Origin of the sequence: Stappia stellulata DSM 5886 (assembly GCF_000423705.1) — a bacterium.
Classification (GTDB): Bacteria; Pseudomonadota; Alphaproteobacteria; order Rhizobiales; family Stappiaceae; genus Stappia; species Stappia stellulata.
In genome coordinates this window covers 465653-482671 of record NZ_KE384083.1, presented here as the reverse complement: position 1 = coordinate 482671, position 17019 = coordinate 465653, and the positions used below count along the sequence as shown (strand labels likewise).

14 protein-coding genes are annotated in these 17019 nt (G+C 63.9%); 8 read left to right on the top strand and 6 right to left on the bottom strand.

What is annotated here, in order from left to right:
* Positions 1-579: 579 nt before the first annotated feature.
* From G572_RS0119340 to G572_RS0119325, 4 genes are all read left to right on the top strand, one after another.
* Complete coding sequence (locus G572_RS0119340; RefSeq protein ID WP_029059884.1) at positions 580-1713, top strand: type III PLP-dependent enzyme; 1134 nt, start codon at positions 580-582, stop codon at positions 1711-1713.
* Between the two features lie 327 nt (positions 1714-2040).
* On the top strand, positions 2041-3426 hold the full coding sequence (locus G572_RS0119335; RefSeq protein WP_037547692.1) for a homospermidine synthase: 1386 nt from the start codon (positions 2041-2043) through the stop codon (positions 3424-3426).
* A 161-nt stretch (positions 3427-3587) separates the two neighbouring features.
* Positions 3588-4784 (top strand): aminotransferase, encoded by a 1197-nt coding sequence (locus G572_RS24770; protein ID WP_037547690.1) that lies wholly within the window; start codon positions 3588-3590, stop codon positions 4782-4784.
* Position 4785: 1 nt separating this feature from the next.
* On the top strand, positions 4786-5805 hold the full coding sequence (locus G572_RS0119325; RefSeq protein ID WP_029059882.1) for an asparaginase: 1020 nt from the start codon (positions 4786-4788) through the stop codon (positions 5803-5805).
* Positions 5806-5820: 15 nt separating this feature from the next.
* On the opposite strand, the gene G572_RS0119320 is transcribed toward G572_RS0119325, so the two are convergent.
* Together G572_RS0119320 and G572_RS0119315 are read right to left on the bottom strand one after the other, a co-directional pair.
* The gene (locus tag G572_RS0119320; RefSeq protein ID WP_051242766.1) at positions 5821-7230 is read right to left on the bottom strand and encodes a TIGR03808 family TAT-translocated repetitive protein; all 1410 of its coding nucleotides are present in this window, start codon (positions 7228-7230) and stop codon (positions 5821-5823) included.
* Between the two features lie 81 nt (positions 7231-7311).
* Positions 7312-7896 (bottom strand): DUF1131 family protein, encoded by a 585-nt coding sequence (locus G572_RS0119315; RefSeq protein ID WP_029059880.1) that lies wholly within the window; start codon positions 7894-7896, stop codon positions 7312-7314.
* Positions 7897-8587: 691 nt separating this feature from the next.
* On the opposite strand from G572_RS0119315, the gene G572_RS26720 reads away from it, so the two are divergent.
* From G572_RS26720 to G572_RS0119295, 3 genes are all read left to right on the top strand, one after another.
* Positions 8588-9310 carry a helix-turn-helix transcriptional regulator gene (locus tag G572_RS26720; protein ID WP_245566257.1) on the top strand — a complete coding sequence of 241 codons (723 nt, stop codon included), beginning with the start codon at positions 8588-8590 and terminating at the stop codon, positions 9308-9310.
* A gap of 243 nt (positions 9311-9553) precedes the next feature.
* Positions 9554-10009 carry a GNAT family N-acetyltransferase gene (locus G572_RS0119300; protein WP_425423452.1) on the top strand — a complete coding sequence of 152 codons (456 nt, stop codon included), beginning with the start codon at positions 9554-9556 and terminating at the stop codon, positions 10007-10009.
* Between the two features lie 254 nt (positions 10010-10263).
* Positions 10264-11445, top strand: a complete 1182-nt coding sequence (locus G572_RS0119295; RefSeq protein ID WP_029059877.1) for a YbfB/YjiJ family MFS transporter — start codon at positions 10264-10266, stop codon at positions 11443-11445.
* 26 nt (positions 11446-11471) lie between these two features.
* Here G572_RS0119295 and G572_RS0119290 read toward each other — a convergent pair whose 3' ends face one another.
* Positions 11472-12329, bottom strand: a complete 858-nt coding sequence (locus tag G572_RS0119290; protein ID WP_029059876.1) for a branched-chain amino acid aminotransferase — start codon at positions 12327-12329, stop codon at positions 11472-11474.
* A 334-nt stretch (positions 12330-12663) separates the two neighbouring features.
* Here G572_RS0119290 and G572_RS0119285 point away from each other — a divergent pair, with 334 nt between their 5' ends.
* Positions 12664-13344 (top strand): haloacid dehalogenase type II, encoded by a 681-nt coding sequence (locus tag G572_RS0119285; RefSeq protein WP_029059875.1) that lies wholly within the window; start codon positions 12664-12666, stop codon positions 13342-13344.
* Between the two features lie 35 nt (positions 13345-13379).
* Here the strand turns inward: G572_RS0119285 and G572_RS0119280 are convergent, their stop codons facing one another.
* From G572_RS0119280 to G572_RS0119270, 3 genes are all read right to left on the bottom strand, one after another.
* Positions 13380-13961, bottom strand: a complete 582-nt coding sequence (locus tag G572_RS0119280; RefSeq protein ID WP_029059874.1) for an LOG family protein — start codon at positions 13959-13961, stop codon at positions 13380-13382.
* 67 nt (positions 13962-14028) lie between these two features.
* The gene (locus tag G572_RS0119275) at positions 14029-15420 is read right to left on the bottom strand and encodes a dipeptidase (protein WP_029059873.1); all 1392 of its coding nucleotides are present in this window, start codon (positions 15418-15420) and stop codon (positions 14029-14031) included.
* 206 nt (positions 15421-15626) lie between these two features.
* A complete protein-coding gene (locus tag G572_RS0119270) occupies positions 15627-16886 on the bottom strand; it encodes an STAS-like domain-containing protein (protein WP_084650370.1) in 1260 nt (419 codons plus the stop codon).
* Between the last annotated feature and the right edge of the window lie 133 nt (positions 16887-17019).

Here is a 17019-nt window from a genome sequence, read left to right as displayed (position 1 = left end):
TGAGAGACCGCCGCCGCGACACCTGTTGCGGCGGCAGGGACAGACAGGGCGATGGCCCTGTCTGTCTGCATTTGCGCGCCGCCACGGCCCAGGGAAAGTCCCGCTTGCCGGAAATCCGGGGCGAGGCGCAACAAATGCGCCTTTGGTCCAAGTTTTTCCTTGAAACCGGGGCCGTGTTGATTCATACAACCCCTGCCCAAATTCGCACGTGCCCGTGGTCGTCCAATCGAATTTCGATGGCAGCTGCTCAACAGGGCCCGGACCCAATTCCGGAGAGAGCGGCAAAACGGACGGCTTAAAGCAACGACGTAAGAGGGCTTTTTTGGTCTCTGCCGGGTTTCCAAGTCCCGGGGTCACTGAAGAGGCACTTATTACATCATTGCCGGCCGTGCGGTTCGGGATACCGATCCAATCCAAGGCATTCATCGCGGGACGGCCACAGGCGTTCATCCATCGCGGATGACGACCCGATGCCCGACCGTCTGCACATGTTGCCAGCCGTTGCCCGTCTCCATAGCGGGCAGCCCTGTCGGCCACATGCGCGACCCTGCGAACGGAATTGGTAAACGGGTGACTGCCATGACGGAGCGTATCAAGAACTTTCTGCGCCAGCGACGAGACGACGGACCCTGCGTGGTCGTCGACCTCGATATCGTCCACGACAATTATCTCGCCTTCGAGCGGGCGCTCCCCGACACGCGGGTGTTCTATGCCGTGAAGGCCAATCCGGCTCCGGAAATCCTCGCGCTGCTGGAGCACCTCGGCTCCTCCTTCGACTGTGCATCGGTTGCCGAGATCGAAATGGTGCTCGCCACCGGCGCGACCCCGGACCGCATCTCCTTCGGCAACACCATCAAGAAGGAACGCGACGTTGCGCGGGCCTTTGAGCTTGGCGTGCGCCTTTATGCGGTCGACTGCGAGGCAGAGGTGGAGAAGATCGCCCGTGTGGCGGCCGGCTCCCAGGTGTTCTGCCGCATTCTCTGCGACGGCGCCGGCGCCGACTGGCCGTTGTCGCGCAAGTTCGGCTGCGCGCCGGACATGGCGCCCGACGTCCTGGAGCATGCCCATCGTCTCGGCCTTGTTGCGCATGGCGTGTCGTTCCACGTCGGCTCGCAGCAGGCGGATGTCGAAGCCTGGGACGGTGCGCTGTCCTCCGCAGCCGCGATCTTCCGCGAGATGGCCGAGCGCGGGATCACGCTCTCGATGGTCAACCTGGGTGGCGGCTTCCCCGCACGCTACCTCAAGGACATCCCGGGCGTTCCCCATTACGGTGAGGCGATCCTGCGCGGTCTCAACGCCCATTTCGGCAACCGCATCCCGCAGACGATCATCGAGCCGGGTCGCGGCATGGTCGGCGATGCCGGCATGATCGAGGCGGAGGTCGTCCTGATTTCGCGGAAATCGGCGGCGGAAGACGAGATCCGCTGGGTCTATCTCGACATCGGCAAGTTCAATGGCCTTGCCGAAACGATGGACGAGGCGATCCGCTACCCGATCCGCACGGACAAGGACAGCGACCGCAAGACCCCTTGCGTGCTGGCCGGCCCGACCTGCGACAGCGTCGATGTGCTCTACGAAAAGACGCCCTACGAGTTGCCGGTCAGCCTGTCCATCGGCGACAAGGTGCTGATCGAGGCCTGCGGCGCCTATACGACGACCTATTCGTCGATTGCATTCAACGGCTTCGACCCGTTGCGCTCCTACGTCATCTGACCTTCCGGTCACGTTCCGATCCGAAACGGCAGTCGGTCGCGCAAGCGGCCGATTGCTGTCATCTTGCTGCCGTACCGCGTGTCGACAGTGACCGCGCTTCGCGCCAAAGGATTCACAAGGACCGCCGCCATGCCCAATGACGACACCCCGGTGGACGCAAAGTCCGCCAGCAAGCCCGCCGGAAAACCCGCGCGCCGACGCGCGCCTGCCGTCAAGGCAGCGGCCGCGCCGTCGACCGCGAAGCCCGCGGCTGAAAAGGCGATTGATGCGCCTGCGCCGGCATCTCCTGCCTATCCCGTCCATGGCACGATTTCCGGTCCCATCGTGATGATCGGCTTCGGTTCCATCGGCAAGGGCACGCTGCCCCTGATCGAGCGGCACTTCGGTTTCGATGCCTCGCGGGTGACGGTGATCGATCCGCTCGACACCGACCGGGCGATGGTGGAGGAGCGCGGCTACCGCTTTTCCCAGGTGGCGATCACGCCTGACAACTATCGCGATGTGCTCGCCCCGCTTCTGACCGAGGGCAAGGGGCAGGGGTTCTGCGTGAACCTCTCCGTCGACACCTCCTCGCTCGATCTGATGAAGCTGTGCCGCGAACTTGGCGTGCTCTACATCGACACGGTGGTCGAGCCCTGGCTCGGCTTTTACTTCGATGAGTCCGCCGACAATGCCTCGCGCACCAACTATGCGCTGCGCGAGACCGTGCGCCGCGAGAAGAAGAAGAACCCCGGCGGAACCACCGCCGTTTCCTGCTGCGGCGCCAATCCCGGCATGGTGTCCTGGTTCGTCAAGCAGGCGCTGGTCGACATTGCCCGCGACACCGGCCGCACCTTCGAGGAGCCGACCACCCGCAAGGGCTGGGCGAAGCTGATGAAGAAGGTCGGCGTCAAGGGCGTCCATATCGCCGAACGCGACACACAGCGCGCCCGCCTGCCGAAACCGATGAACGTGTTCTGGAACACCTGGTCGGCGGAAGGCTTTCTGTCGGAAGGCTTCCAGCCGGCCGAGCTTGGCTGGGGCACGCATGAAAACTGGAAGCCCAGGAACGCGAAGAAACAGAAGAAGGGCTGCAAGGCGGCGATCTACCTGGAGCAGCCCGGCGCCAACACGCGGGTGCGCACCTGGTGCCCGACGCCGGGGCCGCAATACGGCTTCCTCGTCACCCACAATGAATCGATTTCCATTGCGGACTTCTTCACCGTGCGCGACGGCAAGAAGGTCGTCTATCGCCCGACCTGCCACTATGCCTACCACCCGGCGAACGATGCGATCCTGTCGCTGCACGAACTCTTCGGCGCGGCCGGCAAGGTGCAGCCCAAGCTGCATGTGCTGGACGAAAGCGAGATCGCCGACGGCATCGACGAGCTCGGCGTGCTGCTCTACGGCCATGCCAGGAACGCCTATTGGTACGGCTCGCAGCTCTCCATCGAGGAGGCCCGCAAGCTCGCCCCCTATCAGAACGCGACCGGCCTGCAGGTGACCTCGGCCGTGCTCGCCGGCATGGTCTGGGCGCTGGAAAACCCGAAAGCGGGCATCGTCGAGGCGGACGAGATGGACTATCGCCGCTGCCTGGAGGTGCAAAAACCCTACCTCGGTCCGGTGAAGGGCTATTACACCGACTGGACGCCGCTTGCCGACCGCCCGGGTTTCTTCCCCGAGGACATCGACGAGAGCGATCCCTGGCAGTTCCGCAACGTGCTGGTGCACTGAGCGACGCCGGGTGCCCGGTCGACCTTGCGTAAACCCCGGCCGCCGGACCCGGCGGGCCGGGGCATGCGTGTCTGGACGCGGCCCCGGGGAATGACTACAACCCAGCCCGAACATGCGGTCGATCCGGGGGGAGCGCCGCGATGCCAAGGATGCGTGACAGCATGAAGCCGACCAATCCGGTGTTCACCGGCCTTCCCACCACAATCTTCGAGACCATGTCGCGTCTTGCCATGGCGCATGGCGCGATCAATCTCGGGCAGGGTTTCCCGGATGTCGACGGGCCGGAAGACGTGCGACGCTTGGCCGCCGATGCGCTGATGCAGGGGCCGAACCAGTATCCGCCGATGCTGGGGCTGCCGGAGCTGCGCCAGGCCGTTGCCGCTTCCAACAAGCGTTTCTACGATCTCGATGTCGACTGGCAAACGGAAGTCATGGTGACCTCCGGTGCCACCGAGGCGCTGGCCGACACGCTGCTGGCCTTGCTGGAGCCGGGCGACGAGGTGATCCTGATCGAGCCGCTCTACGACTGTTACCTGCCCCTGGTGCGGCGGGCGGGCGGCATCCCCGTCAGGCTGCGCGTCACGCCGCCCGACTGGCGGCTGAACCTGCGCGCGCTGGAAGACGCCTTCTCAGAGAACACCAAGGCGATCCTGATCAACAACCCGATGAACCCGGCCGGCAAGGTCTTTGCCGTGGAGGAACTCGAGGCCATCGCACAGCTTTGCCTGGAGCACGGCGTCTATGCGATTTGCGACGAGGTCTACGAGCATCTGCTGTTCGACGACCGAAAGCATCTGCCGCTGATGGCAATCGAGGGCATGCGCGAGCGCACCGTGCGCATCGGCTCCGCCGGCAAGACGTTTTCGCTCACCGGCTGGAAGGTCGGCTACATCACGGCAGCGCCGAAGCTTCTGGACCCGATTGCCAAGGCGCATCAGTTCGTCACCTTCACGACGCCGCCGAACCTGCAGCGGGCCGTCGCCTACGGTCTTGCCAAGGACGACGGCTATTTCGCCGGCCTGCGCGACGAGATGCAGGCCAAGCGCGACCGCATCGTCAGCGGGCTTTCAGCAATTGGCTTCGACGTTCTGCCCTGCGAGGGCACCTATTTCGCCACTTGCGATGTTTCCCCGCTCGGCATTGCCGGCGACGACGCGGACATCTGCCGGCTGATGGTGGAGGAAGCCGGCGTTGCCGCCGTGCCGGTTTCCGCCTTCTATGGCGCGGATGCGCCGAAGAACTACATCCGCTTCTGCTTCTGCAAGCAGGATGCGGTGATCGATGCCGCGCTGGAGCGTCTTGGCACGTGGATCGCCAATCGCGCGGCAGCGCCGCTGGCCGTGGCAGGGGAGGCCTGAGATGGAAAATCCGGTTCTGGTCGAGGTCACGCGCGGCACCGCCGTGGAAAGCCGTCATCGCGGCGCCATCGTCATCGTGGATGGCGACGGCAAGCGCGTCGCCTCCGTCGGCGATGCCGGCTGGCAGGTGTTTCCGCGCTCCGCCGTCAAGGCGCTTCAGGCGCTGCCGCTGGTGGAATCGGGCGCGGCCGATGCGCTCGATCTGAGCGACGCGGAACTCGCCCTTGCCTGTGCCTCGCACAATGGCGAGGCGATGCATGTCAACGCCGCGCGGGTGATGCTGATGAAGGCCGGCACGGACGAGGACGTGCTGGAGTGCGGCAGCCATTGGCCCAAGCGCATGGAAGACGTCGCCGTCCTCCACCGTGCCGATGCCTCGCCCTGTCCGCTGCACAACAATTGCTCGGGTAAGCATGCCGGTTTCGTCGGTCTTGCCCGCACCCTCGGCGTCGATCCGCGCGGCTATGTGGAGCCGGAGCATCCGGTGCAGCGCGAGGCCCGCGCCGCCATGGAGGAGATGAGCGGCATGTCCTTCGCCGACATGGCGCGCGGCACCGACGGTTGCTCGATCCCGACCTATGCCATGCCGCTCGACAGGCTCGCCTATGCCTTCGCCCGGCTCGGCACGGGGGCGGGGCTTGAGCGTGAGCGTGCGAAAGCGGCGGAGCGGCTCTATGACGCCTGCACGGGCGTGCCGGAAATGGTCGCCGGAACGGAGCGCTTCTGCAGCGACGTGATGCGCGCCTTTGACGGTCGTGTCTTCGTCAAGACCGGCGCGGAAGGCGTTTTCACCGCGGCGATCCCGGAACTCGGCGTCGGCGTCGCGCTGAAATGCGAGGACGGGGCGACACGGGCGGCGGAAACCATGATGGCGGGCGTGCTGACGCAACTGCTGGACATGTCCGACGACGAACAGGCGGCGCTCGCGCCCTGGGTCGCGCCGCGCCTCGTCAACTGGAACGGCATTCACGTCGGCGACGTGCGCGCCGTGGCCGGAGCGCTGGACACATTGCAGGCCTGAGCCCTGCGGGCCTGATCAGCGAACGAAATTGCCGCGGACGGAGAGATGCGGGAAGCGCGCGGCGGCATCGCCGTGCGTCAGGTCGTCCGTGGTTGCTTCCTTCCAGCGATGGCCGAGCACCGCGCCCTGGCTGGCGCCCGAGATCATGTTGTTCGCGATCAGGGCCGGACCGGCGCCTTCCACGACGGTGACGGCGACGCCGATGGGGCAGTCGCGCAGCACGTTGGCGGTTGCCGTGACGTCGCGCAGGTAAGGCCCCCAGCCCATGTGAAGGCCGATGCGCGCCGCGTTCTCCACCACATTGCCGGTGAGGGCGGTATCCGCTTCCACCGCGATGCCGATGCCGAAGCCCTGCACCTCCGCCGGATAGGGGCCGGTGTCGACGATGTTGCGCACGACGTTGCCCGAGCAGGTCGCAAGCCGTCCCCCGTCGAGGAAGTTGGCGATGGAAATGCCGATGGCGCCGCCATCCACAAGATTGCCGGCGATCACCGCGCCCTGAAAGGCGAACTCGGAGTAGATCGCGGTCTCGCCCGAGCGCAGGCAGGAATTGCCCTCGATGATGATCCCCGATCCGCCGTTGGAGCGAATGGCGGAAAAGGCGCAGTCGGTGACGCGATTGCCGCGAACGATGACATTGTGCGCACGGAAGATGTTGATGCCGTTGCCGTTCTGACCCGTTCCCCCGTCACGGGCGAAGATCCGTTCCACGCGGTTGTTTGAGACGAGCGTGCCGTCGTCGCCCTCGCGCCAGCGATGCACCAGGATGCCGCCGTTGGCGCAGTCGTGCACGTGGTTGCCGGTGATCGCCAATCCCGTGGCCTCGACGCTGCGAAGACCCGCGAGCCGCGCGCCGGAGATCGTCGACTGTGCCACGCGACCCGAACAGCGGTCGAGTGCAAGCCCCGTCTTGGTGCTGCCGGTCACGGTGCAGCCTTCGATGGCGACATCCTGACAGTCGGCGAAATGCAGCAGGGCCGGGGCGTATTCGCCGATGGAACGGTTGCCGCCGTCGAAATGGATGCCCTCGATGCCGACGGACTTGGCCTTCTCGCAATAAATCAGGTGCCCGCCGCCCTGGTAGTCGAAGCGGGTCTGTCCGGGCAGGCCGACAAGCTTTGTTCCCGACGGCAGGCGCAGGTTCGCCACCGTGTAGCGGCCGCCGGGGAGAAATAGCGCCCGCCCGCGCCTTGCGGCGGCGTCGATCGCCTGTTGCATCAGGCTGCTTTGATCGTCGGCGGCACCCGGGCGGATGCCGAATTCGGCCGCATCGATGGTGCCGCGCAAGTCCGCGACCCGGACGGCCGCGCGTGCCGGCAGTGTCATGCCGGCAACCGCTGCCGCCCCGCCAAGGAGCATGCCGCGCCTGGAAAGTCCGGTCCCGGGACGGCGTGTGTGCCGTTTTCTGCCGCTGGTCTCGCTCATGCGCCATGCGACGCAAGCCTCATGCCGGCAAGGCGTGTCCCGCAATGAGACGGCTGGTGTCCAGGGCGGGGCCGCTTTGCGTCAGGGAGCGGTCCAGATGATCCGCTGAATGGCGGCCTCTCTCAGTTGCTCGCTGGGCGGCAGGCGGTCGAACGGACCGTCATACTGCGAGATTGCATAGACAAGGGTGACATTGTCGCTGCCGTCGGCCTTGCAGATCGCCATGCCGCGCCAAAGGTTGCGCCCGACCCGGCAAGCGCTGCGCGAGGTGCCAACTTCGGCGAAGGTCATGCCGATGCGTTCACCGTTGGGCCCTTGCAGGTGATGGGTGACGCCATGCACGGCGCGGACCCGTCCACCCGATCCCTTGTAGACCTGAAGCACCTGGAAGCCGTCGGAGTTGAAGGCGCCGATGGCCCATTCGGTCTTGTCCTCGATGGCGGACTGGAAGCCGTCGGCCGTGAAGCCGGGCAGCGCCTGCGCGACCGCTTTTTCCGAATAGGCTGTCTCGGAGGTGATTCCACCTGCGCCGGCATCGGTGATCTTTACGAGGGTGATGTTCGAGGTTCGCGCAACGGAAACCGGACCGGTGTCCAAAGTCGGCGAACATGCCCCTGTCAGGAGCGACACCACGAAAACTGGGAAAAACCGTTGAAAAAGCCGCATGTCGCCTCTTGGTGTGGATGCTTTCTCTTGGCCGGCGAACGACCGGGCCATGATCGCTGCACGGACTTAGCATCCGGGAAACAGGCGCGAAAGCCCTTCGGGCAGACCCGCTGCCGGGGCCGGCATGGATGAGCGCGCGGGGGCGGGCAGGCGCAGGGCGAAGCTTGTTTGAGACGCTTCGCAACCGCCTGTCAGTTTTAGGAAGGCTGGCAGAATTGACCCTGCGACTTGAAGCGTTTCTGGAATCATTCGAGGCGTTTTCGGAAGGATCGATTAACGCTAAGGTTGCAAAAATGAATAATGGGTCCATTTAATCAACACAATCGTTGGGCTATGCTCTTGTTTCGCGATCGGCAAAAGTGAAGCCTTGCCAACGAGATCACTTGGGTTGCAGGATCGCGTGAGCAAGCTGGGGCGGGGTTTCGGGCGGAATCGGTCGAGAGCTGGCCCCATGGGGGCGATCCAGACCAAAACAACGATACTGGCAAAGATTCTGGATCGAGATGGGGCTGAGGTGTAGTCTGGTGAAGCGTTTTTCCGGGACATATCCGCGGGGGGATATCGGACGGCGCGTGCGGGTCGGTGTTGCCGGGACAGCGATATCGCGCGGGCCCTGCTCCGGTATGGGCGCAACATTTGTGATTCGAATCGACCGCCAAGAATGTCCCGGCTCATCCGGAGCCCTGGCGACATGACGGAAAGGCAGGAACGCATGGTCGACCCTACGGAAATGCAGTCGAAGGCGCAGGCGATTGCCGATGCACAGACCGGCAAGCATGTTTTTGATATCATCGAGACCCAACTCCGCAGGCTGGGGGCGACACATATTCTCGCAGCGGGCCTGCCGATGCCGAACCGCCCGATTTCCGGACTGGTGCACCGGTTCCGCTGGGCGGACAACCGGGCCGGCGGCATCGAGAGGTCAGAGCTTGATGCCAACGACAGCGCTTTGATGCTGGGGCTGATGCGCTCCCGCCCGTTCATCTGGGATGTGAACGACGGCGACATGTCCCATTCCGAGCTTCTTGCCTCGCTTGGGCGCGAGACGCGTGTCGTGGTGGTTCCGGTGACCGAGGCACATCCGTTTCAGGCTCTGGTGCTGGGCGGCGGTTCGCATCTGGAGGCTGGCAAGATCGAGCTGTCGAATCTCGAGCTGATCTGCAACGCGGCCTTCCGGCGCCTGATCGATCTGGGCGTGATATCGGCACAGCGCCCGGGGGATCTGTCCGCGCGTGAGCGTCGGGTTCTCGAACTCACGGCACTCGGCAAGACAGCAAGCGACATTGCGGGCCTGCTCGACATCTCGCAGCGCACCGTCCATGCCCATCTTCAAAATGCCAGCGCCAAGCTCAATGCCTCCAACAAGACCCACACGGTCGTCGAGGCTTTGCGTTACGGCCAGATCAAGCTTTAGATGCGTGTCGCGGGGCGCTCCTGAACCGCGCAGCGGGAACGCGCCGCAAGCGGGCGCGCGCCTGCCCGACGCCCCCTCCGGCAGGCGCCCTTCGGCGCTTGTCGTCCCGCCCGCGTCTCCGCACCGGCGTGCCGTTCGGCTCGCCGCTTTGGTGCAAGTGAGCGGTGTCGCCAACACCCCGCTGCCGTGGTTCCTGATGCGCCTTGGCGTCGGCCAACCGATTGCGCATTTGGATCTGGAACCATGACGATGACCCTGGAAACGGAGATACGCGCCTTCGATCCCGCGACGGATCTGGAAAGGCTGTCGGGCATCTGGCTCGATGGATCGCTCCTGGCGCATGCCTTTGTCGGCAAAGAGCGCCTGCTCGCGCAGCGGCGCTTGATCGAGACCGAATACCTGCCCGGTGCCGAGACCTGGGTGGCGTGTCGGGGGGCGGAACCGGTCGGTTTCATCAGTCTGCTGGATGCGTTCATCGGCGGGTTATTCGTCGCCCCGCGGCACCACGGGAACGGGATTGGCCGGGCGCTCATCGCCCATGCACTGACCCTGAAAGGCGAATTGTCGCTGGAGGTCTATACCGCGAACACGCAGGCCGTCGCCTTTTACGAGGCGCTTGGCTTTCGCGAGATCTCGAGGCGGGCACGGGATGACGAGGACATGCCCTTCGAAAATGCCTGCATGATATTGAAACGGTGATCCAGGCCAGAGCCTCGATGGGGCTTCGTCCCCGTCCGCAAGTCTCGGCTCGAGGCCGCCGGGCAACGCGTTTGGCGTGACCCCGGTGCCATATGCGCGAACGGCTCCCTCTCCGCTATCGCGGCTCCGGCAACCGCATTAGGATGTGATCGCCCGCCACCGTCATTTTCGTGAAAATCCATGAAGGCACCCTTCGTTTTCCATCGCCCCGTCTGTATTGGACAGGACGGGTCTGCCGGTTTCGGGGCGCGCGCATGACGGTTCCCGGACACGGCGACGCTTTGCGACTGGCGTTTGGCGGTTTGTGTGCGCTGGCCGTCGCCATGGGGATCGGCCGCTTTGCTTTGACCCCGATCCTGCCGGCAATGAGTGGCGGGATCCCCTTGAGTGCATCGCAGGCGGGCATGATCGCCTCTGCCAATTTCCTCGGGTATCTGCTTGGTGCGCTCGCCGCCATGTCGGTTTCAAGATCGGCCGTGCATGCGGGCTTTCGCGCAAGTCTTCTGGCCAGCGTCGGCACGACCGCAGCGATGGCCATGAACGACGGACCGGTGTTTCTCGCCTTCATGCGGTTTCTGGGCGGGGTCGTCAGCGCCGGTGTGCTGGTGTTTTCCTCCACGCTGGTGCTCGAACGCCTGGCACGCATGAACCGGGCCGGGCTCGCCGCCCTGCATTTCGCCGGCGTCGGTGTGGGCATCGCGCTGTCGGCCGTTCTGGTGGGCGGGCTCGCACGTGGCGGCATCGCCTGGCAGGGACAGTGGATCGGGTCGGGTGCGCTGGCCGCGCTGCTGTGCGCAGGCGCGTGGATCTGTCTGGTCCTGCCTGACGAGCCGCTCGCTCGACAGGCCGCGGAGGCGGGGGCGGCGCAGCAATCGAGCCGGCGGGCCGCGCGCCCGTCTCCGGCGCTGGTGCGGCTTGCGGCTGCCTATGCATTGTTCGGCATCGGCTATGTCGTCACCGCGACGTTCCTGACCAGCATTTTGCGCGCCGCGCCAACCCTTGCGGTCTACGAGACGCCGGCCTGGGCGGCGGTCGGTCTGTCGGCGGCCGCGTCGGTGTGGATCTGGGGGCGCGTCGCCGCGCGGCTTGGCGGCATGCGCGCCTTTTCGCTGGCCTGCGCGATGGAAGCGGTCGGCGTTGCCGCAAGCGTTCTGGTGCCCGGCGTCTCGGGCGCCGCCCTCGCGGCCGTGCTTCTGGGCGGCACCTTCATGGGCATCACCTCGCTCGGGCTCGTCGAGGCGCGGCGCCTGTCGGGCGGCGATCCGAAGACGGTGCTCGGGCTGATGACCGCCTGTTTCGGACTGGGGCAGATGCTGGGACCGACGCTTGCCGGCTATGCGGCCGATCTCACCGGAAGCTTCTTTTGGCCGTCACTCTGCGCGGCGAGCTTGCTCGTCGTCGCGGCTCTGCTGACGTTGCGCCCGGCGCGCGCGTGATCGCGCCGGGCGTTTGACGGAGCGTGTCAGCCCTTGGCGAAGGCCCAGTAAAGCTCGCGGGCGCGGGCGGCCATCGGGCCGGGCTCCATGTCGCGATCCTCGATGCGCTTGACCGGCACGACCTTGAAATAGTTTCCGGTTGAGAAGATCTCGTCGGCATCGAGGAAGTCGCCGTAGCCGAGCGTGCGCTCGTGCACCACCGTTCCCGCATCGCGCAACAGCTGGATGACGCGCTGCCGGGTGATTCCGTTCAGGAAGGTGCCGTTCCAGGCGGGTGTATGCACTTCGCCGTCCTTCACCATGAAGACATTCGCCGTGGTCAGTTCCGCGACATTGCCCAGCATGTCGAGCACGATGGCATTGTCGAAGCCGCGCGACCGGGCTTCGACGATTGCGCGCGCGTTGTTGGGATAGAGGCATCCCGCCTTGGCGTTGACCGGCATGGTCTCGAGCGTCGGCCTGCGGAACGGCGACAGGGTCAGCGTGATGGCGGTATCGACGGGCGCCATGGCGGCTTCGAACAGGCACATGCAGAAGCGGGTGCTGTCCGGGTTCGGTGCGATAACGCCGGGACCTTCCCCTTCCGCCCAGTACATCGGCTTGATGTAGACCGCTGTTCCCGGTGCGAATTTCGCCATGCCCTCGTTGGCGAGCTCGATCATCTCGCCGACTTTCATCGTCGGCTTCATGCCGAGCGCGACACAGGAATCGTTCAGCCGCTGGCAATGCAGGTCCAGGTCCGGGGTCAGCCCGTCGAACCCGCGCGCTCCGTCGAAGACGCTAGATCCGAGCCAGGATGCATGGCTGCGCGGCCCCATGATCGGCGGATTGCCGTCCAGCCACTGCCCGTCGATCCAGTTCCAGGTCTGCGACCACTCGGCCATACCGCTCTCCTCGGTTGAATTCAAAATTGTGAATGATCGGGATCGAACGCCGATCCCTTTGCAAGGTCAAGACCCTGCCGCTCATATCGTCAAAAAGAGACGGATTGTTCTGAATTCTCCCATTTCAGAAAAAGGATCGACCGCTTGTCGGCAATTTCCGGAATTAATGCGCGGTCCCTCGGGGTCTCCAGCTGTCTTGGCGATCTGTGCGCCAGGCAAGAGGCCTTCCGGCCCGCTTCGTTTTTGTGCGCCGCACAAAATCATTGACCTGAGGCTGCGATGGCTGTTTGCTCGGCAGGTGAACAAAAAATCGGCAACAAACCGAGGCTCTCGAATGTCGCAACCGTCGTCCAAGCCCATTTCCGCTTTCGTCTTCGATGCCTATGGCACGCTTTTCGACGTGCATGCAGCGGTGCGCCGTTATGCAGGAGACCTTGGGCCGGACGCGCAGCGGCTGTCGTCGGTATGGCGCGACAAGCAGCTGGAATACTCCTGGACGCGCGCCCTCATGGACCGCTACCTCGATTTCTGGACGCTGACCGAACAGGCACTCGACACCGCCATGGCCATCGTCGGAAAGAGCGATGCGGACCTGCGCAAGCGCCTTCTCGACGCCTACTGGAAGCTTGACTGCTACCCGGAGGTTCCCACCGTCCTGAAGCGTCTGAAGGACGACGGCCACCGCCTGGCAATCCTGTCGAACGGGTCGCCGGCCATGCTGGAATCGGCGGCGCGTGCCGCCGGCATCGACGATCTTCTCGACGAGGTGTTTTCCACCGACCTGCTGAAGACCTACAAGACGCGGCAGGACGTCTACGAGATCGTCACCAACCATTTTCGCGTCTATCCGGAGGCCGTCTCCTTCCAGTCGTCGAACCGCTGGGACATCGCGGGCGCAACCGCCTTCGGCTTCCGCACCGTGTGGGTGAACCGGGTCGGCACGGCGGATGAATACGCCGACCTGCCGCCGGCGGCCGTTCTCAGCGATCTCAACGGTCTGCTGGCGCTCAGCTGACCCAACGGCGGCGGCGGTGAACGCCGCGCGCCGTGTCAGGTCTCGCTGCGCTTGATCCACTTCGGCGTCCTCGGCGCCTCGTAGCGTTCGAAGGCCGCGATCAATGCGTCGGGCGTGTTTTCCACCGCGACCATTGCCCGCATTTCCGGGCGAACGAACTCCTCGTCGCGCTGCAGGTCGAGAAACGACAGCAGCCCGTCGTAGAAGCCCGAGACATTGAGCAGGCCGCAGGGTTTGCGGTGGTAGCCGAGCTGGCCCCAGGTCCAGATCTCGAACAATTCCTCCAGGGTTCCGGCACCGCCGGGAAGCGCGATGAAGCCGTCGGAGAGGTCCGCCATCATCGCCTTGCGCTCATGCATGGAGGAAACGACATGCAGCGCCGTCAGCCCCTCATGCGCGAGTTCCTTCTTTTCCAGCGCGATCGGAAGCACGCCGATCACCTCGCCGCCGGCGGCAAGGGCGGCATCGGCGACGACACCCATCAGCCCGACCTTGGCGCCGCCATAGACAAGCCGTCGGCCGCTTGATGCGATGGCGCGTCCGGTCGCCGCTGCGGCCTCTTCGTAGTCCGGCCGCCGGCCCATGCTGGAGCCGCAAAAGACGCAAATCGAATTCATCTGGTGTCCCGTTGTGTCGTGCGATGCGATGGCGCCGCAGCCCGGTAGAGCTGCGGCGCGCATTGCCTCAGTCCTGCGAAAGCGCGTCGAGCACGCGGGCCCAGGAGCGGATGCCCTTGTGGTAGCTCGACATCTCGTATTTCTCGTTGGGCGAGTGCACCTTGTCGTCGTCGAGACCGAAGCCGATCAGCAGCGAATCCATGCCGAGCATCGACTTGAAATCGCCGACGATGGGGATCGAGCCGCCGCAGCCGATCAGCGCGGCTTCCTTGCCCCATTCCTCGGTCAGCGCCTTGCGGCCCTTGGCAAGCGCCGGGCTGTCGAAGTCGAGCCGCAGCGCCGGGCTGCCGCCGTGCTTTGAGAAGGTGACCTCGCAATCCTCGGGCAGATGTTCGCGCACATGGGTGCGGAAGGCGAGGCGGATCTGGTCCGGATCCTGGTCGCCGACAAGCCGGAACGACAGTTTGGCATGCGCCTGCGAGGGGATCACGGTCTTGAAGCCGGCACCGGTGTAGCCGCCCCAGATGCCGTTGATCTCGCAGGTCGGCCGCGTCCAGATGTGTTCCAGTGCGTTGCGGTCGGCCTCGCCGGCCGGATGCTTCAGCCCGACGCCGCCCAGAAACGCCTCGTGATCGAAGCCGAGCTTGTCCCACAGCGCGGTGACGTCTTCCGGCATGTCGATCACGCCGTCGTAGAAATGCGGCAGCGTCACCTTGCCGTTTTCATCGTGGAGCCCCGCGATGATGTCGCTGAGCACATGGATCGGATTGCGGGCAGCGCCGCCGTACATGCCCGAATGCAGGTCGCGGTCGGCGGCGGTGATGGTGATCTGTTCGCCAACGAGCCCGCGCAGCATGGTGCTGATCGCGGGGGTCTCGCGGTCCCACATGCCGGTGTCGCAGACGAGCGCCAGATCGCAGGACAATTCATCCTGGTTGGCCACCAGGAAGGGGTGCAGCGACGGCGAGCCGCTCTCTTCCTCGCCCTCCAGAAGCACCGAGACGCTGAGCGGCAGGCCGCCGGTCTCCGCGATCCAGGCGCGCGCCGCCTCGACGAAGGTCATGAGCTGGCCCTTGTCGTCGGCAGCACCCCGCGCGACGATCATCTTCGTGCCGTCCTCGCGGGTGACGACGCGCGGCTCGAACGGATCGCATTCCCAAAGGTCGAGCGGATCGACCGGCTGCACGTCGTAATGGCCGTAGAAGAGCACATGCGGGCCGGGCTTGTCCGTGTCGGTCTTGTGGCCGACGACCATCGGATGGCCGTCGGTGTCGCGCACGGTCGCGGCAATGCCGATCCCGGTCAGTTCGCGCGCCAGCCAGTCGGCGGCGGCGCGGCAGTCGCCCTTGAACGCCGGGTCGGTGGAAATGCTCTTGATCTTCAACAGGTCGAACAGGCGGGACAGCGAGGCGTCGAAATCGGCGTCGATACGCGACAGGACCCGGTCGAGATGGGACATGAAACTGCTCCGGTATGAAAGGATTGCGCCGCGCCGGGAAACCGGTGCGAGACGCCAAATCGGGGACCGCAACACTGCGCCAGAACGCCGGACCTGGCAAGGGGAGGGGGCGGGGAGGTGGTGTTGAAACGACTCTCGCGGGAACACCAGTCTGACGTATCAGCGGCGCCCAACGGATACTCCTCCTCCCACCGTTGTATTCTCAATTAGGAACGCTCAGATATTGCATGCGACATACGCTGGGAGATGGCTCGATCCAGCACCGCGCGTACCGAGCTATCAACGTGCCGAAAATTAATTCGTGACATGAAAGCCATTGGCCCGAGCGCGACAAATAACCGTCCGAAAACTTCGTCAGCAAAGCTACTGGAAACAATCCCGATATCTTCGAAGTCCACTACCAACGGATAAAGCGGCTCCGCCCTAAGCAAATTCTCAATGAGTATCCTAGCGCCTATGCCGGCTTCGCGGGAACTGAACGACTGGCATTCCTGAACCATGCGAAAGACAAATTCATCGGCCTTCTCAGCCTCATAGCGTTTTTCAATGTAATCAAACCCCGGCTGATGCACTTTCCCTTTGAACATCAATGCATTCTCGATCAGCTTTTCGTCATCGCAAGCTATACGACATACGATGACGGTCCCGGGAAAAAGCGCCCAAGGCCGACGACTGGGGCGAACGTCGTGCGCCCCTCTAGCGATTAAGCTGGCATGTCCGGAGTGTAACTCGAATAGGCCATTTGACAGCGTTGCAACACGAAATGTTCCATATAGACCGTTTCCCTGGTTCGTCGTTGGGTCACGGGTTACACCCTCTTGGATTGCCCTTTCCAAGGCGCGGATGTCTTTGGACTCACCCAGAGACTGCTGAATGCCGATTCCGGTATCTGCGACAACAAACTCCACCATCTGTCGATCATCGACGGTGATGGTACTTGCTTGAATTACACCGCCCATCGGTGACTGAGAGTGATTGAGCACGTTGTCTGAAATTTCGCTGACGGACCATTCGAGAGCTAGTAGCTGTTTCCTATTCAGCGGCACAGCCTTGAGTATCATCGACATCACTCGATCAACTGCTGACGTCTGCTCTTCAGGTGTAGTATAAGCCGATGCTGGGAGATGACTTTCTCCCTCGAAAGTCGAGGAAGCATGTTCGAGGTCGTCAATGAGATGAGCCCAATTTGCATTGTGGAAGATGTTCTTACCTGATGCTGCATTGGGCAACAAAAGCTCAAAAGTCACACCTTTTCGCCGGTAATCCCGCACTAGAGAGATAGCCGGAACCATAAATGATTCGCGAACAGGATAAGACCGCGAGAAATCCAAGATCACATCGCGGTAGCCTCGTTTTTCAACGATTACATCCAGTCCCTTTGAAAACTCGAAAATGTCAATCGATGTTAGGGCTCCATTCAGTTTGAGCTCGTTGTTATCCCAGCGCACCGTTCGTGGTGATGGCATTGTCCTGCGCCTTCAAAGAGTGAATATAAATCCTTAGATGAACCGCGTTTGCTATTCCATCGAGCGTATTGTTCCTACGCCTTCTCCTCAAGCCCTTCGTTTCAGCGATTTCACAATGCCGCGCACCATTGCC